A 20,981-nucleotide genomic window follows, 5' to 3' on the forward strand; every position below is an offset into this window, starting at 1 on the left:
TTTTCGGGTTACTAGCCGAACGCTGATACCCCAGCAATTGTTCAGCACACCTACGGAGCTAAGCCACAGTACGGTTTGCTTTGAAACAATAAGGTTAACAAGCATTTGCGGCTAACATTCCTTACCTTTGCACCCGCAAAACAGCTCTCATGCAGAACATCCGCAACATCGCCATTATCGCCCACGTTGACCACGGCAAAACAACGCTCGTGGACAAGATCATCCACGCCTCGAAGCTATTCGGTGAACACCAGCACTTCGACGACCTGATCCTGGACAACAACGACCTGGAGCGCGAACGTGGCATTACCATCGTTTCGAAAAACGTATCGGTTCGTTACAAAGACGTTAAAATCAATATCATCGACACCCCTGGTCACGCCGACTTCGGCGGCGAGGTGGAGCGCGTACTGAAGATGGCCGACGGCGTACTGCTGCTCGTTGACGCCTTTGAAGGTGCCATGCCCCAGACTCGTTTCGTACTGGGTAAGGCCATCGACCTGGGCTTGAAGCCCATCGTGGTGGTCAACAAAGTCGACAAGGAAAACTGCCGCCCCGACGAGGTGCACGAGCAGGTGTTCGACCTGATGTTCAACCTCGGCGCTACCGAAGACCAGCTGGACTTCGTAACGCTGTACGGTTCTTCAAAGCAGGGCTGGATGTCGCGCGACTGGAAACAGAAGACCGAGGACATCACCCCGCTGCTCGACGCCGTTATCGAATCCATCCCGCCGGCACCCTTCTACGAGGGCACCCCGCAGATGCAGGTTACCTCGCTCGACTACTCGGCTTTCGTGGGCCGGATTGCTATCGGACGTGTACAGCGCGGTACCCTCACCGAAGGCTCGAACATGAGCCTGATGAAGGCCGACGGCTCCATCAAGAAAGTAAAGATCAAAGAACTGCAGGTGTTCGAAGGCCTGGGCAAAGCCAAGGTCTCGTCGGTTTCGGCCGGTGAAATCTGCGCTGTGACTGGCATCGAAGGCTTTGACATCGGTGACACCATCGCCGATGCCGAAAACCCGGAGGCGCTGACTCGCATCAGCATCGACGAGCCGACGATGAACATGCTGTTCACGATCAACAACTCGCCGTTCTTCGGTAAGGAAGGCAAGTTCGTGACCTCGCGTCACCTGCGTGACCGTCTGTACAAGGAAACCGAGAAGAACCTGGCCCTGCGCGTGCAGGAAACCGACCGCGAAGACACCTTCCTGGTGTATGGCCGCGGTATCCTTCACTTGTCGGTACTCATCGAAACGATGCGCCGCGAAGGCTACGAACTGCAGGTAGGCCAGCCGCAGGTACTCTACAAAGAGGACGACAACGGCAACCGTCTGGAGCCCATCGAACACTTGGTGGTAGACGTACCGGAAGAAACTGCCGGCAAGGTTATCGAGCTGGTGACGATGCGCAAGGGCGAGCTGACCATCATGGAGCCGAAGGGCGACCTGCAGCACTTGGAGTTTAATATTCCGTCGCGTGGCCTGATCGGCCTGCGTAACAACGTGCTGACGGCCACCGCTGGTGAGGCCATCATGAACCACCGCTTCCAGAGCTACGAGCCCTACAAAGGCACCATCCCCGGTCGTATCAGCGGTTCGCTGATTTCGATGGAAACCGGTGCTGGCACGGCTTACACCATCGACAAGATGCAGGACCGCGGTGAATTCTTCGTGGATCCAGGTGAAGAGGTGTATGCTGGCCAGGTTATCGGTGAGCACACCCGCCCGAACGACTTGACCATTAACATCCAGAAAGGCAAGAAGCTGACGAACATGCGTGCTTCGGGCTCGGATGAAAACGTCAAGATTGTACCGAAGCGTCAGTTCTCACTGGAAGACGCCATGGAATACATCCAGAAGGATGAGTACCTGGAGGTAACGCCGAAGTCGATCCGCATGCGCAAGATTCTGCTCGACGAAAACGAGCGTCTGCGCTTTGCTAAGAAAGCCGACTAAGCACTCAATTAATTGGAAACAAAAAAGGCGCGACTTCGGTCGCGCCTTTTTTGTTGGGATGCTTTATAAGTTTTAAGGATGTACGGCTTCACGCCCGTTGTCCTCATCCTGCCGAAGCCTTACCACGGCAGCACACACTTGCCCCGACACGGTAGGCCTTCCTTCGTCAGGATGACACCTCTCGGCGCAAACAACTTTCGCTAGCCGTCAGCGAATCTGAACCTGTCGGCTATCTGACTCTCCTTCGCTGGTTACCCGCAGGGTGTACAGCCCGGCAGGCAGGCCGCGGACGTTGATGTTCAGGCGGGTGTCGCCGTTACTCTGTGGCACGTTCAGTTCCCGCACAGCCCGGCCGAAGGAGTTATACAAAGCCACCTGCGCACCGCCCGAAGCCGGCAGTTCCAATACTAGTAGGTCGCTCGTGGGGTTGGGATACATCCGCAACATGCTCCAGTCGAAGCTGCGCCGGGGGAAGCGGTACGTCAAGCCGGCTAGGAAGCTGGTGCTGCTGGCAGCCGCCAGGGGGATGGTGCCAAACTGCACAGCGCCGTTGAACTCGCCGGCCAGGTAGATCGGTATTGGTCCCGGGCCCATGCCTACGGCCAGTGCCTGACCCGCCGACTGGCCCGCAGTGGTGCCTACGCTGGCCACCGAGGTCTGCCAGGCGAAGGTGCCGTCGGACTCGTAGCTGCGCAACACGAGCGCGGAGCCAAAGCGCCGGGGCTCGGTAAAGGCTACCAGTGCCTGCTGCAGTACCGGCAGCGGCGACAGGTTGGCCACCTGCACGCCTTGATTACCGTCTACTCGCCCGAGCGCCCGCAGCCAGCGCGTGGTGCCGTCGGCCTCAAAGCGAGCCACGAAGCCTTCGGGCGAGTTGGGCGTGGGGATATAGGAGAAGTCGAAGTTGATGCCCGAGGTGCTTGTGGCTACTCCACCTACATAGCTGTTGCCGAGGGCATCCACGGCAATGGATTGGGCTTTTACATCCCCGCTGCCGCCGTTCTGTTTGGCCCAGCCGGGTGCCCCGGTACGTTGGTCCAACTTGGCCACAAAAGCATTGAAAGCAATTCCAACGCCAGTAAGCCTAGTACTACCCCACCGCATAGGCCCGAGAAATTCTCCAACCACGTAGCACCCGTAGTGCGCATCGACGCCAATATCAAGCCCCCTTGCCCCCACCGGGGTGGGGCCGCTCATTGCCCAACGGGTAGCACCGCCTTTGTTGAGCGAAAACACAAACATTTGTCGGCTGCCCGGGAAGAAAGAGTAGCCGTCGCCGAACCTCATCAGATCATTGGCTTCGCCGGTCAGGTAGCAATTGCCGAGCAGGTCCGTAGCAATGCCATGGCCAATGGTTGGGCGTAATACACTTCCCACCCGCTGGGTCCATGCCACTTGGCCACGTGCCGAGCATTTTATTACCAGAATGCTTGGGAAGTTGGTTACTTCACTCTGGCTGGCTACGCCATAGCTCGTAAGGGGTCCGCCCCCAGTATTCTGGGTGATGGTACCCACAAACCCGGCCGCCACGTACGCCTCACCCGTGATGGGATTGACGCTGATGTCGTGGGCGGCGGCAAAGCTCTGATAGCGTTGCGGCAGGGCCGACGGATCGGGCCCAATGCTGGTAACCCAGACCACCCGCCCCTGCTCCGTGAACTTGGCGATGAGCACGTCGGTGCCGTTGCTGCGGCTGGTGAGGGAGGTGCGGCCGACGGTGATGGTGCCGGTGAACTGCCCGGTTACGTAAGCATCACCCGCCGCGTCGGTGGCCACTGATTTGACAGTGAAGGGCTGTTGCTCGGCCCAACGCCAAGTGTAGTTTTGGCCAAAGCCAGGCAGTGCAGCACATACGGCTACAAGCAGGAAAAGGAATAAGCGTACGTTCATTTCCGGATGAAAAGAAGTTAACTATTATTCACACATCAGCCAGTCATTGAGCGCTTTAGAAATGCGCTACACGAAGCCAGGGCTACTCCTAGGCTTTGTATCAGGACACAGAAATCTAATTGAGCGCCTAATCTATAAAAACATATCAATAATTATTATTAATAATTTAACAATAATAACTACCCGCGGCTACGCTCGAGCATGCTGCAGTCGAGCTCCATCCTTGCGAAACCGGTGCTTGAACCTGCTCCCCTAGCCCAAATCAACAGGTTCAGTTAGCGGCGTACCTCGAAGCTAACGTAGCCCTTTGCCGGGCCTGCAGCAGTCTCTACCCTATCTACCCGGCCTAGCGGCGGCCCTTGTCGGCACCATTGCTCAAGCTGCTCCAAAGCTTCCGCGGAGCCTTCGGCTTCGATGGTCACCGTGCCATCCTCATTGTTGCGGGCGTAGCCGTTGAGCCCCAGTTTCTGCGCTTCTTGCTTGGCGGTCTGCCGAAAGAAAACACCTTGTACACAGCCATGAATACGATAAGTGCGGTGCTCAACCATAAATAGAAAGGGATTCAGCTTCCGAAACGTACGTAAGTCCTGAACTTTGGGCCTGTTTTAGCTTGCTTCTATCCGCATCAGCAATGCGCTACGCTCTTACCCATGGCCGACTGTTCACTGGCACGGCCGAACTTCTCGACCATGCCATCCTTATCGACGGCCACCGCATTGAAGCGGTGCTGCCCACGGTGGACCTGCCAGCCGATGTGCCCCAGCACCATCTGCAAGGCTTGAGTGTAGCCCCCGGCCTGATCGACCTGCAGGTATATGGCGGGGGCGGTGTCCTATTTTCCACCCATCCTACCCCGGAGGTGCTGGCCCGCATGCAGGAGGTATTCTGGCTGCAAGGCACCACGCACTTCCTGCCCACGATGCCCACCAACTCGCCCGCCATGATGCAACGTGCGCTGGAAGCGGCGGCGGCTTTTCGACAAAACCAGCCGGTGAGCGGCTTGCTCGGCGTCCACCTTGAAGGACCTTACATCAACCCCGAAAAGAAGGGTGCCCATCAGGCTGAATTCATTACCAAACCCACCACCGACGAGCTGCACAATTGGATACGCTCCGGCGAGCTGCGCATGCTCACCATGGCGCCTGAAATGGCTACACCTGAGGCCGTAGGATTGCTGAGGGAAACAGGCGTAGTGCTGTCGGCGGGGCATACCAATGCTACCTACGCCCAGGCCAGTTCGGCTTTTAAGTCAGGGTTTGCGGCGGCCACGCATTTGTTTAATGCTATGTCCCCGCTGAATAGCCGCGAGCCGGGCGTGGTAGGCGCCGTGTACGATTCCAGTACCGCTTACGCCAGCATCATTGCCGATGGTATCCACTGCCACTTTGCGGCGGTGCGCATCAGCCACAAAATTATGGGTGAGCGGCTGTTTCTCATTACTGATGCCGTGGAGGAAAGCCCCGAAGGCGCTTACCAGTTTCGCCGCGCCGGCGACCGGTTTGTGGACCGGCAAGGCATCCTTGCCGGCTCGGCTCTTACCATGCTGCAGGCCGTACAAAACTGCGTGCAGCACGTGGGCCTGCCGCTGGCTGAGGCGCTGCGCATGGCTACTCTGTATCCGGCACGGGTGCTGGGACTGGACCGTGAGTTTGGGCTGATTGCGCCGAATTATGCGGCTTCTCTATGCCTGTTTGATGAGAATTGGCAGACGCATGGCACGGTACGCGGCGGGAAACTGTGCTGGACCAAACCAAGGTAGCTTACCAGCCCCGCACGTTGAGCGGCACAGCATGCCCAAGCCTAACCGATCCTGCTCACGTGCCTGCGTCGTTTTACCGTATTTTACCTAAGCAGTTTGCCAACAAATTCGCTGGCCCGACGGCCGCACGATGTTGCAGTGCATGCTTATAAATCGTTGCTTTGACGACGGTACCTTGGCGGTGCTGGGCACCATGGCCACGGGCCTGCTCTTGCTGTTGGCTGCCGGCTGGCGGCTCTGGCGCAGCAAGCCGCAGGGCTAATGGCTAGGAAGTTTCGCGCTGCCGCACGGCCTCGAAGGTGAGCACCGCCGTGGCCGTGCTCACATTAAGCGAATCGATGTAGCCGCGCATGGGAATAATAATGGTATGGTCGCAGGCGGCGATGAGCTCGGGCGTGAGACCATCGGCTTCGGTGCCCATCAGCAGCGCGGTAGGGCCACGGAAGTCGAAAGCGGTGTACGGCTTTGCCTCGGGCGTGAGGGCGGCAGCGTAAGTCTTAATACCGTTCTGGCGGCACCAGCCGAGCAGTTCTTCGCGGGAGGTAGCTACCACGGGCACGGTAAACACGCAGCCGATGCTGGCCCGGATGGCGTTGGGGTTGTACAGGTCGGTACGCGGGTCGCAAACTATGACGGCATCGGCCTGGGCCGCGTCTGCAGTACGCAGCACGGCGCCCAGGTTACCAGGCTTTTCCACAGCTTCCAGCACCAACAGCAAGGGGTTGACGGGCAGCTCCAACTCACTCAGGCGGCGCTGCGGCGGACGGGCCAGGGCCAGCACGCCGTCGGAGCCCTCGCGGTAGGCTACTTTTTCGAAAACTGCTTTGGATACCTCAAACCACTCCGCATCGTCGGCCAGGGCCTGGCGCAGCTCGCGCTGCTGAGCAGCGGGCAGCAGCTCCGGGCACACGTACACGGTGGGCACTTCCACGCCCGCGGCCCGCGCAATGGTGAGCTCCCGCAGGCCTTCGATTATGGTAAGGCCCTGCTGGCGGCGCTCAGAGGATTTCTGCTGCAGGCGCAGCAAGGCTTTGATGCGGGGATTTTGTGGACTGCTGATCGGGTCGGGCATGGCCAAACGGGTAAGAAGCGCGAAGATACACCGAGCAGGAAGCGCAACCGCTTTTTCCGCTCACCCGCCCAAGCTGCGTATCTTGTGAGCCCGTCGGCAGACGGTCATCAGCAATGGCATTACATACCAAAACCAAACTCTACATCGGCTTCGGCGTGGCAGCGGCGGTACTGCTGCTCACGGCGCTGGCTTCCTTCCTCAGCATCCGGCAGCTGCGCACCCGCACCGAAGCAGTGGAGCACTCTTACCAGGTTATTCAACAGATGAAAGACCTCGAGCTGCACCTGAAGGACGCGCGTACGGGCGTGCGGGGCTATCTACTCACCACTGATACAGTATACCTAGAGGCTTACCAATCAGCCGTGTTGTACTTGCAGGGGGATTTTGATAGGCTGGATCAGATGACGCGCGACAATCCCAAGCAGCAGTTGCGCTGGGATACGCTCGAAACGATGATCAATGCCGAGAGGCGCCTGTTTGCGGACCTGACGCGCCCCCGCGCCGCGCTTTCCCGATCTGCCATCCAGACCACGCTCGATACTGACCGCCAGACCATGCGCGCCATTGAGCGCCTGCTCAGGCGCGGCCGGACGCGAGAAATGGAAATATTGGCCGAACGCAGCGCGGAGCAAAGCACGTATCAAAACATCACGCCCGTGATTTTGCTGGTCTCGGCGGCGGTAGCCGTGCTTATTGCGCTCTGGCTTTTTTGGCGAGTTGGCATCGAGATTACCGCTAACGAACGACTCCAAAGTGAGCTGGCGCGCACGTACGAAAACATGGCGCAGCGCATCGGCATTATTGAGCGCCTGGCCGAGCAGGTGGTGCGCGGCGATTACAAGGTCAAGATCAAAGACAAGGAGCGCGACAGCCTTGGCAACTTGGCCAACTCGCTGAACCGCATGACCCAGACGCTGGACGACACCTTTACGGCCCTGGAGAAGCGCAACCGCGAACTGGACCAGTTTGCCTACGTGGCCTCGCACGACCTGAAGGCCCCGCTGCGCGGCGTGAGCACCGTGGTGAAATGGATCGAAGAGGAAATGGGTCACGAGCTGTCGGACAAGATGCGGGAGTACTTTGGGATGATGAAAGGCCGACTCTCGCGCCTAGAGGACCTCATCAACGGGCTGCTGGCCTATGCCCGCGTGGGCCGCACGCTGCAGAAGCTGGAGGAAGTAGACCTCAACCGCCTTGTGCAGGAAGTGGCCGACCTGGTGGTGCCTCCCACCTTCGCCCTGCACATCACCGACGCGCTTCCTACGCTGACTACCAACCGCCTGAGCCTGCAGCAGGTGTTCACCAACCTGCTCAGCAATGCCGTGAAATACAACCACCGCGAACAGGGCGAAATCATCATCAGCTACCGCGAGCTGAAAAAGGAATACGAGTTCCGCGTGCAAGACAACGGCCCCGGCATCGCGCCGGAATACCACGAAAAGATTTTCCTGATGTTTCAGACCTTGCGCGACCGTAACACGGCCGAAAGCACCGGTATTGGCCTGAGCATCGTCAAAAAGATCATTGACGAGCAGCGTGGCAGCATTCACGTGGATTCGGCCGCGGGACAGGGAGCAGCCTTTGTCTTTACCTGGCCGAAGCTGGTAACCGAAAACACTCCTACCCTAGTTGAGTAAAACGGCAATTCAGTTGAGTTTTGCCTTTGGGCAAGCCTTGAGTTACCTACCTTTGCACCTACACCACTCTTATATTGATGCGCTCCGTTTTGTTGGTAGAAGATGATTTCTTTGACACGATGACCGTGCAGAAATCATTTGAGAAGTTCAATGTTCCGCACAAGCTCTACACTGCGTTCAACGGGCTGGAGGCGCTGGACATGCTCCTGGGCCGCAATGGGGTAGAACCGATTCGTCCGTTACCGGAGGTAATCCTGCTCGATTTGAACATGCCCAAAATGAACGGGCATGAGTTTTTGGCTGAACTGAAAACCCATTCCGAGCTGGCCTACATTCCGGTGTTTGTGACCACCACCTCGGAAATGGATATCGACCGCCTGCAGGCGCAGGAACTCAGCGTGCGGGGCTACATCATCAAGCCACTAGACTTTGAAAGCACCCGCGACCTGGTGGACAGCATGAGCCTGCTCGAAACCCTGCTCAAGTAAGCGGCATTCGGCTTGCGCCGCTACCCTTGCTTTCGTTTTATCATCCGCCAACGGGCCTTTCCCGTTGGCGGATGTTTTTTTATGCCCTGACGATAATTCCTGTTACTGGCTGCTCCTAGCAGCACCTTAGGCGCTGGTCCTGCGTTAAGGGGAAAAGGCGAGCCGCCTGCGGAACAACTTGCCCCGCCCTTTCCGTTGAGATAGTGCGGGTACTGGCCGGTTTTTTGCGGCAATTGGGTCCCGTGCCTTACCTTTTCGCCCAAACGGTGGGTAGCAGGTGTACCTGACCGCCGTTCTGAGCGTTTCTTCACGCATACTTCCCCGTATCGTTCACGCCCCACCTGTTATGAACCTTCGTTCGTTGTTGCTTACCGTTGGCCTCGCCAGCGCTTCTGCGGCAGCGGCCGTAGCACAGGACGCACCGCGCCAGCTGAGCACGCCGCCTACCGTTCCCGACTCCACGCAAGCGCCGGCTCCGGCCCAAACGGCGCCTGCTCAACCAGCTCCCACCCAGGCGGCAGCGCCAGTGCGCGAGTCCCGTTACCGCATCGGCCTGAAATCGGGTGCCGTTTACGCCGTCGATGACGTGGAAATGCGCCAGCCGGTGGTGGGCCGCTCCTACCTGCTCGTAAATGGCCAGCAGCGCTTCGACCTCGACCAGATTAAGTTTTTCCAGGACGAGACCGGCCACTACATCCGCACTAATTTGCCGGGCTCGCGCCGGGAGGCTACCCTGCGCCGCGAAAAGCAGGGCCGCATCAGCACCTATTCTATCACCTCGCAGCAGTACGCGCCGGGCGCCTTTGGAGGTCCGTGGGGCATGTCGCCTTACGGCTTCGGACGCTACGGCTACGGTGGTTTCGGCGGTCCGTGGGGTGGCGGCTACCCTTACGGCGGCTACCGCACGGTGAAGACCGAGTACTTCAGCAAAGACGGTGGCCCGATTCAGGACATGAATTTCCGCAACCTAAGCGTGGCCTTGTCGGATAACGCCGGCAGCGCCGAAATGCTACGCGACGTGGCGCGGCTGCGGCGCATCAGCACGGCCGGCTACGTAGTGGGCGGCGGTATGCTGGCGGCCGGCTTGCTAAGCACCTTCAACGGCAGTGCCCAGCGCATTTCGCCGCTGCTGTTCATCTCGGTGCCGGTGCTGCTGGTGCCCACCTTCGTGAGCGGCTCCCAAACCAAGAAGTTAAAGCAGGCCGTACAGCTGTACAACTACGGCGGCGCGGCGGCCCGCTAAACGCCCCCGATTCCTCTTTTGTCAGCCGGCGCCCTCACGGGTGCCGGCTTTCTTTTTGTCGGCCTCAACCGTAAGGTCCGCTGGCACGTTTGCCCAAGCTGTGCCCACTACCCAACCGACTTCCGCCGACGACGCCACTTTCGCCCACCGCCAGGCCTTGGCGTTGCTGGCGCACGAGCGGCTGTGCGCCGAGTACGGGGCGCCCTTCCGCTTTTTCAGCGTGAAAGCACCCATGAGCGAGCTGATTAGCGCCGTGCTCTCGCACCGCACGCGCAATCAGGATTCGCACCGGGCGTACCAACAGCTCACGGCCCGTTTTCCTACTTGGGAAGAGGTGCGGGATGCGCCCACCGACGAGGTAGAAGCTGCGATTAGCCCGTGCACCTGGCCTGAGCAGAAAGCGCCGCGCATTCAGGCCATTCTGCGCGAGCTGACGGAGCGCCTACAAGGAAAGCTAGAGCTGGAATTTCTGGCCGAGCAACCCGTGCCCGCAGCGCGCGCGTGGTTGGAAAGCCTGCCGGGCGTCGGACCGAAAACGAGTGCGGCTACCCTGCTGTTCAGCACGCTGCGCCTGCCCGCTATGCCCGTCGACAGCCACCACCACCGCGTGGCGCAGCGGCTGGGGCTAATCGGGCCGAAAGTGGGCACCGAGGCCTCTCACGCCTTACTGGAAGCACTACTCCCGCCCGGCTGGGATGCCCAGCAAGTGTACGACCACCACGAAGCGCTGATGTTTCACGGCCAGAAGTGCTGCTACTTTCGCAGCCCGGCCTGCGGCCGCTGTGTCATGCTCGACGTCTGCCCCACGGGCCAGCAGCTGCGCGGCGCGAAGCCGTAGATAGGGGGAAATTGGAGCACGCATGCCACCCGGCGGCACGTGGCCCTGGGCTATGCCATGGCTTTATATATCACGTATTACTTGTTACTTGTCACCCATTATCCATCATCCAATCACCTTCCCCAACCATGAAACCAACGTACGGTGTGCCGGCGATTCTGTCGGCCTTTATTCCTGGCTTGGGCCAGCTGATCAAAGGGCAAATCCTGAAAGCCATCTTCATCTGGATTCTGAGCGGTGTGGTGGGCTTTCTGCTGTGGTGGACGGTTGTTGTGCCGCTGATTGTGTGGATTTGGAACATCTACGACGCCTACAACGCCCCCGCCTAACTCCGGCATGGCCACGCTGCACCTCAAAGCCAAACCCAACGCCCGTCAAAACGCCATTCAGCTAGCTGCCGACGGCTCCGTTACCATCCGGCTGAATGCCCCAGCACAAGACGGCAAGGCCAACGATTGCCTGCTACGTTACCTGGCCGAGGCACTAAAAGTACCCCGCACCAGCCTGTCGCTGATCAGTGGACACACGGCCCCTTTTAAGAAAGTAGACGTACCAGGCTTCACCGATGCCGAGCTGCGCAAGGCCTTAACCGGACAGGCTGAATAAGCCTGTTTCCCATTGGCATAAAAACGAAAAGCCGCCAGTTTCCCCGCTGGCGGCTTTTCTCCTCACGTGCCTCTCCCCCATTTAGTGCGCCGCGGGTGATCAGCCAGTCTCCGGGACCGGCTGGCGGACGCACAAAGCTTTTACACCTTCTCGAGCGGCAGCAGCTCGCGCCGGTAGGTGCGCTCGAATTCTTCGTCGACGTGGTAGGTGGACTCTTCGTGTTGGCTTAGATCGAGGCCGAGGTCTTCCTCGGCGGGCTTCACGCGCAGGGCAAAGAAACGGTCGGTAAGCTTAAGCAGCAGCCAGGCCCCGCCGAACGAGTAGCCCACCACAATCAGCAGCCCCAGTACGTGGTAGCCAAATACCGTGGCCGTACCATGAATCAGCCCCACTTTATCGGCAAAAATGCCCGTGAGCAGCATGCCCACGATACCGCCCAAGCCGTGGCAAGGAAATACATCCAGGGTATCGTCGATGGAAGTGCGCGAGTTCTGCCAGTGCACGGCCGCGTGGCTGATCAGCGCGGCTACCACCCCAAACAGCAGGCTTTGGCCGTAACTGACGTAACCAGCAGCAGGCGTAATGGCCACCAGACCCACCACGGCCCCGATGCAGGCCCCTACGGCCGTGGGCTTACCGCCGCGCACCACTTCCACCAGCAGCCACGCAAACAGCGCCGCCGCTGAAGCGAGGTTGGTATTGACGAAAGCCGTAGCGGCTAGCTCATTGGCTCCGAGGGCCGAACCGGCATTGAAGCCAAACCAGCCAAACCACAGCAGGCCGGTGCCGAGCATTACATAAGGCACATTCGGCGTCGAGAAAGACGTTTTGCGCTGATGCGCCGTGCGCGGCCCCAGCACCAGAGCGCCGGCCAGAGCAGCAATACCCGCCGAAATGTGCACCACCGTGCCGCCCGCGAAATCCAGCACGCCCCAGCGGCGCAGGAAGCCTTCGGGGTGCCAGGTCCAATGGGCCAGCGGGCAGTAGATAAACAAGCAAAACAGCACCATGAAGGCCAGGTAGCCCTTGAAGCGCACGCGCTCAGCAAAAGACCCGGTAATCAGGGCGGGTGTGATGATGGCAAACTTCAGCTGGAACGCGAAGTATAGAATGAACGGAATGGTAGGCGACAACTCCGGATGCGGGGCCGTGCCCACGCCGCGCAGCAGCGCAAACGTGAGCGGCGAGCCGATGATGCCGTGCCACGACTCGCCATATGCCAGCGAAAAGCCCACGAAATAGAACACCAGGGAGATGACGCCCAGCGCCACGAAGCTTTGCAGCATGGTGCTGATGACGTTTTTGGGCCGCACCATCCCGCCGTAAAAAAACGACAGGCCCGGCGTCATGATGAGTACCATAGCGGTGGCTGTGAGCATCCACGCTATGTCAGCTGCATTAAGACTACCGGGCGCTGCCGCTGGGTGCTCGGCCGGGGTGAATGCCGCCACCAGTACGCTGAGCAGCAAACCACCCAGTGCCACTCGGGCTACGGATAGTCGGGGGGAAGATGTGAGCATATTACCGAATAGTCTTGCCTATGTTTTTCAGGGGCTAATTTAAAATTATATCTTCATTCCCATCTATACCCCATAGAATTTACCCCTATAACTCCATTTATTATAATCTTTAAACTGTATACCCCTTCCAAATCATAGGCCATTCTCAACAACTACAATTTTCTCGCTTCCGATTGTAAAACGATCGAAATGCTGCCTTGCCCCTGCCGAGGCTGCCCCGAAAACGAGTAATTTGCGGACTACACTAATGCTTAGTGCCATGTCTGCCCCGATCAATCGGCCCGATCTGCAGCCCCTGCTTGATGCCTTGTCCTTTTCGCCCGACAACTTGCCGCTACGCCGGCACGTGGCGGCGGTGCTCCGTCAGGCCAACCGCCTGACCGAAGCTGAAGAGCATTACCGCACCGGCCTGCGCCTCGCTCCCGACGATGCGGAGCTGCAGCTGGGCCTAGCCGAAACCTACGCGGCGCTGGGCAAAAACTCGGCGGCATTGGTGGTGATAGAAGAGTTGCTGAGCAATGCACCTGAGCTGGCCGCTGCTCACCTGCTGCACGCGCGCCTGCTCACCCGCGTCAGCAGCAATGTCGCCGAAGGCCGCGAGGCCTATGCGCAAGCCCTGGCGCTGGACCCTTCCCTGCGCGACACCGAGTTGGACACACAATTGGGCCTGCGTCCGGCCGGCGTGGCAGCTGGGGGCGGTGAGCCGCTGGAGGTTTTGGGGCAGGTGACGCCAGCTGGCTTTGATGAGCGTGCCCTGTTTGCGGGCCTCGAAAAGCCTAAAATCACTTTTGCCGAAGTTGGGGGTATGGAAGCAGTGAAAGAGGAAATCCGCCTCAAAATTATTCACCCGCTGCAGTACGCCGACCTGTACAAAGCCTATGGTAAAGCCGCCGGCGGCGGCTTGCTGCTTTATGGCCCACCCGGCTGCGGCAAGACGCACTTAGCCCGCGCCACGGCCGGCGAGGTGCAGGCCTCCTTTATCCACGTGGGCATCAGCGACATTCTGGACATGTGGATGGGCCAGAGCGAAAAGAAGCTGCACGAGTTATTTGAGCTGGCCCGGTTGCAGGCGCCCTGCGTGCTGTTTTTCGACGAAGTGGATGCTTTGGCTGCCAACCGCCACGACCTACGCCAGAGCGCTGGCCGTACGCTCATCAATCAGTTTTTGGAAGAGCTAGACGGCGCCCGCAGCTCCAACGACGGCGTGCTCATTCTGGCCGCTACCAACGCCCCTTGGCACCTCGACCCGGCCTTCCGCCGCCCCGGCCGCTTCGACCGCATCGTGCTGGTAACTCCGCCCGATGAGCCGGCCCGCCTGGCCATTCTGCAGGTGATGCTGCAAGGCAAGCCCGTAATGGACAACCTGAACCTCTCGGCCGTAGCGGCCCAGACCACCGGCTTCTCGGGCGCCGATCTGAAAGCCGTGGTGGACACCGCCGTGGAAACGCGCCTGCGTGAATCCATGCGCCAGGGCCGCCCACTGCCCGTGCAGCAGTCCGACCTCACGGCCGCCGCCAAGCAGGTGCGACCGAGCACCAAGGAATGGTTTGCAACGGCCAAGAACTACGCGCTGTATTCCAATGAAGGCGGCACGTATGATGATATCCTGACCTATATGGGTATCCGAAAGCCCTAGGCCATGCCGCTGACCTTGCTTTCCCTGGAGCGCGTGTACTTTTTGCTGGAGAGGAACCGCGCTTCCCAAGCAACCGAGGAAGTTGAACTGTTACTGGCTAGTGAGCCGGAAAATTCAGCTTTACATACAGCTTTAGCTACCTGCCTGCTCCGTCAGCAGCTTAGCAAGCGCGCTGAGCAAGCGGCACTGCGGGCCGTTGCCCTTAATCCTCAGGCGGCTCATGCGCACTACTTGCTCGGCATCATTCAGCTCGATCGTAATCAACTACATGCGGCGCAGGCATACCTTGAAGAGGCCCTGGTTCTAAACCCTTCACAATCATCGTACTTCACGGCCTTGGGTTGGGCTTATGCCATGCGGCAAGAGTGGGAACGAGCTTTGGTATGCGCATCCGAAGGATTGGCAAGGCAGCCGAACGATGCGGCTTGTATGGCGCTGCAAGCCTCAGTGCTGATGCGCTTAGAGCCGAAGACGCTGGGCCAGCAGGCGCTGCTGCGTATGCTTTGCGCAGCTCCGGCCAGTGCCGACGCACATCACCAAGCCGGGGTGCTCCTGTTTGAGCAGGCCGACTACGCCCGGGCTACCGTTCATCTAGCCGAAGCCCTGCGGTTAGAACCTACATCGGAAGCCATTCGGAAGGATTTGCTCCGTGCTAAGCTCAGCCGTTTTGTGTGGTATCGAGCTGCTTGGGCCGCGGCAAGGTTGCTTCGCTGGCCTTTGCAATCATTGTCGAAAGGACTAGGCCCTGAGGAAGCGAGGGTATTGGTGGCAGTTATCGGCCTTACCATCCTTTTGCCGGTTGCTGCTATTCTTTTTCAATTAATTCTGAATGCTTTCGGTATAGCTGACGCTGGCATAGCGCCATTACTGGTGGGTGGCGTGGCGGTACCACTGCTGTTTTGGCTGGTTCAGATGCTTACCACCATCGTGGCGCGCTTCGATCCTAGAATAAGGCACCTGCTTACCGCCACTCACGTCCGTAATTCAGATCTATTTGTCGGCGGTTTGGCAGCCGCTGGTCTTACGGCAGGTGTTTTCACTATTCCCCCAACGGTTGTTGCCGCCCTGCCTTTAATCGGCGTTGGGTCCGGGATACTGTGGCTTGGGCATCGGCAGATAAAGCCCTCTTACAAATTCAGGTCATTAATAGTAATAGCCCTCATTGCTGTCGTCAGCCTTATTGCTCTAGCCCGACTTCAATTTTCCCCGGGGCATTCCAAAGCCTGGTTATTATACTTTTCGGCCTCGATATGGGCTTTCCTGCCCTTTTATGATTATCACCGGAACGACCCAGCTGCTCCATAAAACCGGGCAACCTTTCCCTGTCTTTCCTACCGCCCAACTTCAGCAGATCATTAGCATCTATGCTGACTATGCCCACCTCCCTTGACCTTTCGCGCTTGGTGTCCTTGCTGAGGGCCGGTCGTCCCGAGATGGTGGAGCGCGCCGTGCGGCAAGGCTTACAGGTTGCGCCCCAAGATGCCCGGCTTCATAACTTCCTGGGGCTAGCCCTGTGTCAGCAGCAGCGCTACGATGAAGCCATTGGGGCCGCTGAGGAGGCTATGCGACTATCGCCGGAGTACTCCCATGCTTACTACACTCGCGCTTTGGCGCTGCTGCACCAAGGCCGATTTGCCGAAGCAGCTACCAGCTTGGCCGAGGCGTTGCGGCTGAACCCGCATTCGGCCATCAATCTGGCCCTGAAAGCGCACTTGCACCACGATGAAGGCAATTACGCCGCGGGACTGAGTGCTACCGACGCAGCCCTGGCCATTGATCCGGCCAACCGCAGCGCGCTGCGCTACCGTGTGGCCTGCCTACGGCGACTGCAACGCTTCGATGAAGCCGGCAAAGCGGCTAGCCATTGGCTCAGCCTGGATCCAACTAATGCCAGTGCGCAGCTGGCCGTGGGCCATGCTGCACTGCATTTTCATCAGCCCACCGAGGCCGAGCGGCACTTGGTAGAGGCCGTGCGCCTGAACCCGACGGACCAAGTAGCCCGCCAGCAGCTTTCGCGGGCGTACCAAAACCGCTACCTCAGTCTGCGCCTGTACCGCGCCTTCGATGCTCATTACAACCAACTCAACAGCCGTTTGCAGCGGGGTCAAGTCTGGGCCTTTGGGTTGCTGCTGCTCGAATGCATTCCGCTGGGCTTGTTGTCGCCATTACTGCTGCCGTGGTTAGGCATCGACTACTTGCGCTGGCGGCTAAGTGGCACGGTACGCCGGCTGCGCCAACTCGATGCGGCAGCGGTACGGGAGCGGCGGCGTGTTTGGGGCTTCGGTCTGGCATTTTCGGCCGTTTTACTGGGCCTGCTTGGCCTGGCCGTCTGGGTGTGCCTGCACTTCGGGTGGTCACTTAGCTGGCTTGGGCCCGGGCTGGTAGCTGGGCTTAGCCCGCTTTTCTACGCGCTTAATGAGGAACGCCAGCAATTGCGCCCCTGAGCCGTCGAAGCTTGTCAAGTCAGCCTGTTACTTTAGGTTTCTTCCCTCAACTGTCTATGCCCGCCACCTTCACCGAGCGCGTGTCCATTCTGTTGGCACAACAGCGCCCCGACCTGGCCGAGCGGGAAGCCCGGCGCCTGTTGCAGGCCGACCCCGACAATGCGGATATGCATACGCTGCTGGCGCTGGCTTTACAGCAGCAACGGCCCGCCGAAGCCGAAACGTTGGCCCTAGCGGCCTTGGCTCTGAATCCGCAACAGTCCCAGGCTCATTACTGCTTGGGCATGAGCCTCCTGGCCCGGCAGCAGCCCCAAGCGGCGCGGGAGGCCTTGCAAGAGGCGCTGGCGCTCATTCCATTTGAGCCGGCCTATCACTCTGCCCTGGGCTGGACTTATTTCGCCGAAGCCCGCTGGCAAGCTGCCCTGGCGGCCGCCGAGGCCGGCTTGGCCCTGAACCCGACCGATGCAGATTGCCGCAACCTGCGCCTACGGGTTATGCGCTGGGCCGGCCATGCTGCAAAGGAGGTGGCCGCGGCGGAGCAAGCGGCCCTCAGTGCCGCCCCCAACAGCGAACTGACTCATATCAATCTGGGCCTGAACTACCTTGAAGCCGGAAACTATCGGCTGGCTCGCCACCACCTGGAGGAAACATTACGGCTTGATCCGAATTCATCCCTAGCCCAGGAAGGACTTCGCAAAGCTCATTTAGGCCGTTTTTGGCTGTACCAAGCCGCCACTTGGCTAGGCCAGCGTATTGCGCGACACCTGGTTCCGCTCGCGCATAGGCGCGGTTTGTGGCGCATACTGAGCAGCCTAATGGTCTACTGCCTTTGGGCCACCACGGGCTGGCTGGTTTACCTTTCTTCCGATTACGACGCTCTAGAGAGCATAGGAGCGGCGGTAGCTATTCTGATTGGCACCGGCTTGCTGTTTCCCCTGGCGCGCCTCTGGCTGCTCACCTTGCTGTGCGCCTCGACCCACGGGCCCGCCTGTTGCTAATGCCGGTTGAACTTGTCTTTAGCAACCTTCTGCTCGGCGTCAGCATCGCAGCTTTGGTTCTGACGGGCGCGCTGGGGCTACCCACCAACGGCTTCACGGCGCTGCCGTTGATGCTGCTGGGCCTCGTAGTTCCTCTTGGCAGCTTGCGGGTGCTGCCGCCCGGTGGGGCCCGGCGGGCGGCGCGGTGGGGTACCTTCGGGCTAACCGGTCTGGGCACGTACGCTACTTATTGTGCAGCCATTAGCCACTCATCCACCTGGAAAGTTGTCTTTGGCTTTCTGCTCCTGCTCTACCTAGTGCTAATTTCCTGCGCCGACGACTGGCTTGACTAACTTTTTCTCGCCCAAACGCTTGTTACTGCCCTCCTATTATGCCCGCCACCTCTACCCAGCGCGTGTCTATCCTGCTTCAGCAAAAGCGGCCTGATTTGGCTGAACAGGAAGCCCGCCGCCTGCTGCACGACGACCCGTACCATGCCTATACCCACGGCCTGCTGGCACTGGCGCTGCTGGAGCAGCAGCGCCCGGCCGAGGCGCAGGAAGCTGCCCAAACCGCCGTCCACCTGGAGCCGCAGTATGATTTTGCGTTCTACGTGCTCAGCTTGGCTTATCTGCAGCAGCACGAGCACGATCAAGCCCTAAGGGCCATTGAGCAAGCGCTCAGCCTCGACCCCGACGATGCCGACTATTACCACGTGCTGGGCCAGCTGCGCTTCCAACGGCATCAGCTGCAAGCAGCATTGCACGCCGCCGAAACCGGCCTGACCTGCGACCCTACCCACGTGGACTGCCTGAGCCTGCGGGCGCGCTGCCTCGCCAGCCTCGGCCGCCGTGACGAGGCCGCGGCTGACTTCGACGAGGCCTTGCGCTACGGCCCCACCGATACCGGCACCCACGCCGACCTGGGCTGGGTGGCCCTGGAGCGCGGCCACGCTAAACAGGCCGCCCAGCACTTCCGCGAAGCCCTGCGCCTGAACCCCACTTCCGACTACGCCCGCGAAGGCTTGGTCGCGTCGCTGAAAGCTCGCTTTTGGCTCTACAACGGCTTCTACCGGTTTGTAATCTGGACCCAAACGCTGAGCAACGGGGTCCGCATGGGCCTGTTTTTCGGCATGTTCCTGCTTTCGCGGTTTGTACCGGCGCTGCTCCCGGTGTACTTGGCATTTGTAGGAATGAGCTGGTTTGCTGAGCCGGTATTCAACACGCTGCTGCGCCTCAGCCGCGACGGACGCATGGCCCTGAGTGCCGCCGATACGCAGCATTCTAACGCTTTCTCGGCCCTGCTGCTAACCGGCGTGGGCGCGCTGGCCCTGCATCACTGGCTGGTGCCTAATGAACCTGCATTGGAGCTACTGGGCGTGGTGCTGCTTGGGCTGTTGTTTCCGCTGGTGGGCACGTACCGGCAAGTGCTGCCGCACTTGCGGCGCCGGTCTCAGGTGGTTGGCCTGGCGCTTGCGGGGCTAGGCCTCATAGCCGTAGCGTTGCAGGTAGCGGGCAGTGGCTGGCACCACACTTTTTTCATGCTGTTTCTCTTCGGCTCCCTCATTTATGTGTGGGTGTTTGCGCTGCAATCGTAGCCAAGCCGCACTGAGTTTGCCGGGTGGTTGCGCAGCAGCTCCGAGTTGAGTATCTTTTAAACACTATTTTAAGATACCGCCCATGATTCCCCTGCGCGACCTCCGCTACCTGCTGGCGTATTCAGTGCCCGTATGCGCTGCCCTGGGTTTAGGCTGGCGCGGCCCCTGGGTATGGCTGACGACGCTCCTTGTGTTTGGGCTGATACCCGCGCTGGAAGAACTGATCTTACCCAAGCCCCAGCCAGCGCCACACGAGCCGGCCAGCAGCCAGCTAGCGTACGATTGGCTGTTCGACGGGCTGCTGTACCTGAACGTGCCGCTGCAATACGGCCTCCTCAGCTGGTTCCTGTTCACCATCGACAGCCAACCCCTGACCACGGCAGAAACCCTGGGGCTGATTGTCAGCCAGGGCATCTGCTGCGGAGTGCTGGGCATCAACGTAGCACACGAGCTGGGTCACCGTGCTAGCCGCATGGAGCAAGGGCTGGCGCAGGCCTTGCTGCTAACCAGCCTGTACCTGCATTTCTTCGTGGAGCACAACCGGGGCCACCACCGCCACGTGGCCACGCCGCACGACCCGGCCACTGCCCGCTACGGCGAAAGCCTGTACTCCTTTATGCTGCGCTCCATGGTCGGCGGCTGGCGCTCGGCGTGGCACCTAGAGGCTGAGCGGCTGCGCAAACAAGGGCTTTCAATCTGGCACCCGTGGCACAATCAAATGCTGCGCTTCCAGCTACTGCAGGCCGCGGCGGTGCTGGCCGTGGGCCTGCTGCTGGGTGGGCGGGCAGCAGCGGCTTTCGTAGCAGCAGCCTTTCTGGGTGGCGCGCTACTGGAGACGGTGAATTACGTGGAGCACTACGGCCTGCTGCGCCGCGAAGTGCGCCCCGGCGTGTACGAGCGGGTGCAGCCGCACCATTCCTGGAACGCCGAGCGGCCGTTAGGGCGCATCCTGCTCTACGAACTCACCCGCCACTCCGACCACCACTACCTCGCCTCCCGCCCCTATCAGGCACTGCGCTTCCAACCCGAAAGCCCCCAAATGCCAGCCGGCTATCCGGCCATGTTGCTACTGGCCCTCGTGCCCCCGCTCTGGCACCAGCTTATGGACCAGCGCGTGCAGCAGCTACGCACTGGCTGAAGCAGGCATCTACAAGACAGTCGTCTCAGCCGAGTTGCACGACCAGCTAAGCTGACCTTCACACCCGACGGGGCATAGGTAAAGGATAGTTGATTGCTTTTTGGTCCGTTGGCGGCGCTGGCGGCACAGAAGCCGGTCAATCACTCTGACGGGAGCCTTGCGTTGCTTCCGTTCAATG

General features: G+C 59.9%; 19 protein-coding genes. 15 read left to right on the forward strand and 4 right to left on the reverse strand.

Features of this window, described 5'->3' with window-relative positions; all coding sequences use genetic code 11:
* The first annotated feature begins 149 nt into the window (after positions 1 to 149).
* The gene (gene typA, locus AC5FXY_RS05490; RefSeq protein ID WP_493555637.1) at positions 150 to 1,958 is read left to right on the forward strand and encodes a translational GTPase TypA; all 1,809 of its coding nucleotides are present in this window, start codon (positions 150 to 152) and stop codon (positions 1,956 to 1,958) included.
* 207 nt (positions 1,959 to 2,165) lie between these two features.
* On the opposite strand, the gene AC5FXY_RS05495 is transcribed toward typA, so the two are convergent.
* A complete protein-coding gene (locus AC5FXY_RS05495; protein WP_493555638.1) occupies positions 2,166 to 3,848 on the reverse strand; it encodes a T9SS type A sorting domain-containing protein in 1,683 nt (560 codons plus the stop codon).
* Positions 3,849 to 4,123: 275 nt separating this feature from the next.
* Positions 4,124 to 4,396 carry an acylphosphatase gene (locus tag AC5FXY_RS05500; protein ID WP_493555639.1) on the reverse strand — a complete coding sequence of 91 codons (273 nt, stop codon included), beginning with the start codon at positions 4,394 to 4,396 and terminating at the stop codon, positions 4,124 to 4,126.
* A gap of 83 nt (positions 4,397 to 4,479) precedes the next feature.
* Between AC5FXY_RS05500 and nagA the strand changes: the two genes are divergently transcribed.
* A complete protein-coding gene (gene nagA / locus AC5FXY_RS05505; RefSeq protein ID WP_493555640.1) occupies positions 4,480 to 5,607 on the forward strand; it encodes an N-acetylglucosamine-6-phosphate deacetylase in 1,128 nt (375 codons plus the stop codon).
* 265 nt (positions 5,608 to 5,872) lie between these two features.
* Here nagA and AC5FXY_RS05510 read toward each other — a convergent pair whose 3' ends face one another.
* On the reverse strand, positions 5,873 to 6,679 hold the full coding sequence (locus AC5FXY_RS05510; RefSeq protein ID WP_493555641.1) for a TrmH family RNA methyltransferase: 807 nt from the start codon (positions 6,677 to 6,679) through the stop codon (positions 5,873 to 5,875).
* 113 nt (positions 6,680 to 6,792) lie between these two features.
* Between AC5FXY_RS05510 and AC5FXY_RS05515 the strand changes: the two genes are divergently transcribed.
* The 6 genes from AC5FXY_RS05515 to AC5FXY_RS05540 all read left to right on the forward strand — a co-directional run bounded on the left by AC5FXY_RS05515 (position 6,793) and on the right by AC5FXY_RS05540 (position 11,491).
* Positions 6,793 to 8,316 carry a sensor histidine kinase gene (locus AC5FXY_RS05515; protein WP_493555642.1) on the forward strand — a complete coding sequence of 508 codons (1,524 nt, stop codon included), beginning with the start codon at positions 6,793 to 6,795 and terminating at the stop codon, positions 8,314 to 8,316.
* Positions 8,317 to 8,393: 77 nt separating this feature from the next.
* Positions 8,394 to 8,804 (forward strand): response regulator, encoded by a 411-nt coding sequence (locus AC5FXY_RS05520; RefSeq protein WP_493555643.1) that lies wholly within the window; start codon positions 8,394 to 8,396, stop codon positions 8,802 to 8,804.
* A gap of 346 nt (positions 8,805 to 9,150) precedes the next feature.
* Positions 9,151 to 10,047, forward strand: a complete 897-nt coding sequence (locus AC5FXY_RS05525; RefSeq protein ID WP_493555644.1) for a hypothetical protein — start codon at positions 9,151 to 9,153, stop codon at positions 10,045 to 10,047.
* Positions 10,048 to 10,147: 100 nt separating this feature from the next.
* The gene (locus AC5FXY_RS05530) at positions 10,148 to 10,885 is read left to right on the forward strand and encodes an endonuclease III domain-containing protein (protein ID WP_493555645.1); all 738 of its coding nucleotides are present in this window, start codon (positions 10,148 to 10,150) and stop codon (positions 10,883 to 10,885) included.
* A 128-nt stretch (positions 10,886 to 11,013) separates the two neighbouring features.
* Complete coding sequence (locus AC5FXY_RS05535; RefSeq protein ID WP_493555646.1) at positions 11,014 to 11,214, forward strand: hypothetical protein; 201 nt, start codon at positions 11,014 to 11,016, stop codon at positions 11,212 to 11,214.
* Between the two features lie 7 nt (positions 11,215 to 11,221).
* Positions 11,222 to 11,491: a DUF167 domain-containing protein gene (locus AC5FXY_RS05540; protein ID WP_493555647.1), complete on the forward strand. Its 270-nt coding sequence runs from the start codon at positions 11,222 to 11,224 to the stop codon at positions 11,489 to 11,491.
* Positions 11,492 to 11,631: 140 nt separating this feature from the next.
* Here AC5FXY_RS05540 and AC5FXY_RS05545 read toward each other — a convergent pair whose 3' ends face one another.
* A complete protein-coding gene (locus AC5FXY_RS05545; protein WP_493555648.1) occupies positions 11,632 to 13,011 on the reverse strand; it encodes an ammonium transporter in 1,380 nt (459 codons plus the stop codon).
* A 259-nt stretch (positions 13,012 to 13,270) separates the two neighbouring features.
* Between AC5FXY_RS05545 and AC5FXY_RS05550 the strand changes: the two genes are divergently transcribed.
* The 7 genes from AC5FXY_RS05550 to AC5FXY_RS05580 all read left to right on the forward strand — a co-directional run bounded on the left by AC5FXY_RS05550 (position 13,271) and on the right by AC5FXY_RS05580 (position 20,803).
* Positions 13,271 to 14,647 (forward strand): ATP-binding protein, encoded by a 1,377-nt coding sequence (locus AC5FXY_RS05550; protein ID WP_493555649.1) that lies wholly within the window; start codon positions 13,271 to 13,273, stop codon positions 14,645 to 14,647.
* 3 nt (positions 14,648 to 14,650) lie between these two features.
* Positions 14,651 to 15,952, forward strand: coding sequence for a tetratricopeptide repeat protein (locus AC5FXY_RS05555; RefSeq protein WP_493555650.1), 1,302 nt, complete (start codon positions 14,651 to 14,653; stop codon positions 15,950 to 15,952).
* Between the two features lie 68 nt (positions 15,953 to 16,020).
* Positions 16,021 to 17,091 carry a tetratricopeptide repeat protein gene (locus AC5FXY_RS05560; protein ID WP_493555651.1) on the forward strand — a complete coding sequence of 357 codons (1,071 nt, stop codon included), beginning with the start codon at positions 16,021 to 16,023 and terminating at the stop codon, positions 17,089 to 17,091.
* A gap of 56 nt (positions 17,092 to 17,147) precedes the next feature.
* The gene (locus tag AC5FXY_RS05565; RefSeq protein WP_493555652.1) at positions 17,148 to 18,089 is read left to right on the forward strand and encodes a tetratricopeptide repeat protein; all 942 of its coding nucleotides are present in this window, start codon (positions 17,148 to 17,150) and stop codon (positions 18,087 to 18,089) included.
* Positions 18,089 to 18,421 carry a hypothetical protein gene (locus AC5FXY_RS05570; RefSeq protein ID WP_493555653.1) on the forward strand — a complete coding sequence of 111 codons (333 nt, stop codon included), beginning with the start codon at positions 18,089 to 18,091 and terminating at the stop codon, positions 18,419 to 18,421. The genes AC5FXY_RS05565 and AC5FXY_RS05570 overlap by 1 nt, the downstream gene beginning before the upstream one ends.
* 38 nt (positions 18,422 to 18,459) lie before the next feature.
* Positions 18,460 to 19,665 carry a tetratricopeptide repeat protein gene (locus AC5FXY_RS05575; RefSeq protein ID WP_493555654.1) on the forward strand — a complete coding sequence of 402 codons (1,206 nt, stop codon included), beginning with the start codon at positions 18,460 to 18,462 and terminating at the stop codon, positions 19,663 to 19,665.
* Between the two features lie 82 nt (positions 19,666 to 19,747).
* Positions 19,748 to 20,803, forward strand: coding sequence for an alkane 1-monooxygenase (locus AC5FXY_RS05580; protein ID WP_493555655.1), 1,056 nt, complete (start codon positions 19,748 to 19,750; stop codon positions 20,801 to 20,803).
* Positions 20,804 to 20,981: the final 178 nt, after the last annotated feature.

The sequence above is a fragment of the Hymenobacter sp. FMD4 genome, assembly GCF_058932745.1.

Excerpts from the sequence above, each read along its gene's own strand:
- typA (WP_493555637.1), top strand. The coding sequence starts at position 150 with ATGCAGAACATCCGCAACATCGCCATTATCGCCCACGTTGACCACGGC.
- AC5FXY_RS05495 (WP_493555638.1), bottom strand. The coding sequence starts at position 3,848 with ATGAACGTACGCTTATTCCTTTTCCTGCTTGTAGCCGTATGTGCTGCA.
- AC5FXY_RS05500 (WP_493555639.1), bottom strand. The coding sequence starts at position 4,396 with ATGGTTGAGCACCGCACTTATCGTATTCATGGCTGTGTACAAGGTGTT.
- nagA (WP_493555640.1), top strand. The coding sequence starts at position 4,480 with ATGCGCTACGCTCTTACCCATGGCCGACTGTTCACTGGCACGGCCGAA.
- AC5FXY_RS05510 (WP_493555641.1), bottom strand. The coding sequence starts at position 6,679 with ATGCCCGACCCGATCAGCAGTCCACAAAATCCCCGCATCAAAGCCTTG.
- AC5FXY_RS05515 (WP_493555642.1), top strand. The coding sequence starts at position 6,793 with ATGGCATTACATACCAAAACCAAACTCTACATCGGCTTCGGCGTGGCA.
- AC5FXY_RS05520 (WP_493555643.1), top strand. The coding sequence starts at position 8,394 with ATGCGCTCCGTTTTGTTGGTAGAAGATGATTTCTTTGACACGATGACC.
- AC5FXY_RS05525 (WP_493555644.1), top strand. The coding sequence starts at position 9,151 with ATGAACCTTCGTTCGTTGTTGCTTACCGTTGGCCTCGCCAGCGCTTCT.
- AC5FXY_RS05535 (WP_493555646.1), top strand. The coding sequence starts at position 11,014 with ATGAAACCAACGTACGGTGTGCCGGCGATTCTGTCGGCCTTTATTCCT.
- AC5FXY_RS05540 (WP_493555647.1), top strand. The coding sequence starts at position 11,222 with ATGGCCACGCTGCACCTCAAAGCCAAACCCAACGCCCGTCAAAACGCC.
- AC5FXY_RS05545 (WP_493555648.1), bottom strand. The coding sequence starts at position 13,011 with ATGCTCACATCTTCCCCCCGACTATCCGTAGCCCGAGTGGCACTGGGT.
- AC5FXY_RS05550 (WP_493555649.1), top strand. The coding sequence starts at position 13,271 with ATGTCTGCCCCGATCAATCGGCCCGATCTGCAGCCCCTGCTTGATGCC.
- AC5FXY_RS05555 (WP_493555650.1), top strand. The coding sequence starts at position 14,651 with ATGCCGCTGACCTTGCTTTCCCTGGAGCGCGTGTACTTTTTGCTGGAG.
- AC5FXY_RS05560 (WP_493555651.1), top strand. The coding sequence starts at position 16,021 with ATGCCCACCTCCCTTGACCTTTCGCGCTTGGTGTCCTTGCTGAGGGCC.
- AC5FXY_RS05565 (WP_493555652.1), top strand. The coding sequence starts at position 17,148 with ATGCCCGCCACCTTCACCGAGCGCGTGTCCATTCTGTTGGCACAACAG.
- AC5FXY_RS05570 (WP_493555653.1), top strand. The coding sequence starts at position 18,089 with ATGCCGGTTGAACTTGTCTTTAGCAACCTTCTGCTCGGCGTCAGCATC.
- AC5FXY_RS05575 (WP_493555654.1), top strand. The coding sequence starts at position 18,460 with ATGCCCGCCACCTCTACCCAGCGCGTGTCTATCCTGCTTCAGCAAAAG.
- AC5FXY_RS05580 (WP_493555655.1), top strand. The coding sequence starts at position 19,748 with ATGATTCCCCTGCGCGACCTCCGCTACCTGCTGGCGTATTCAGTGCCC.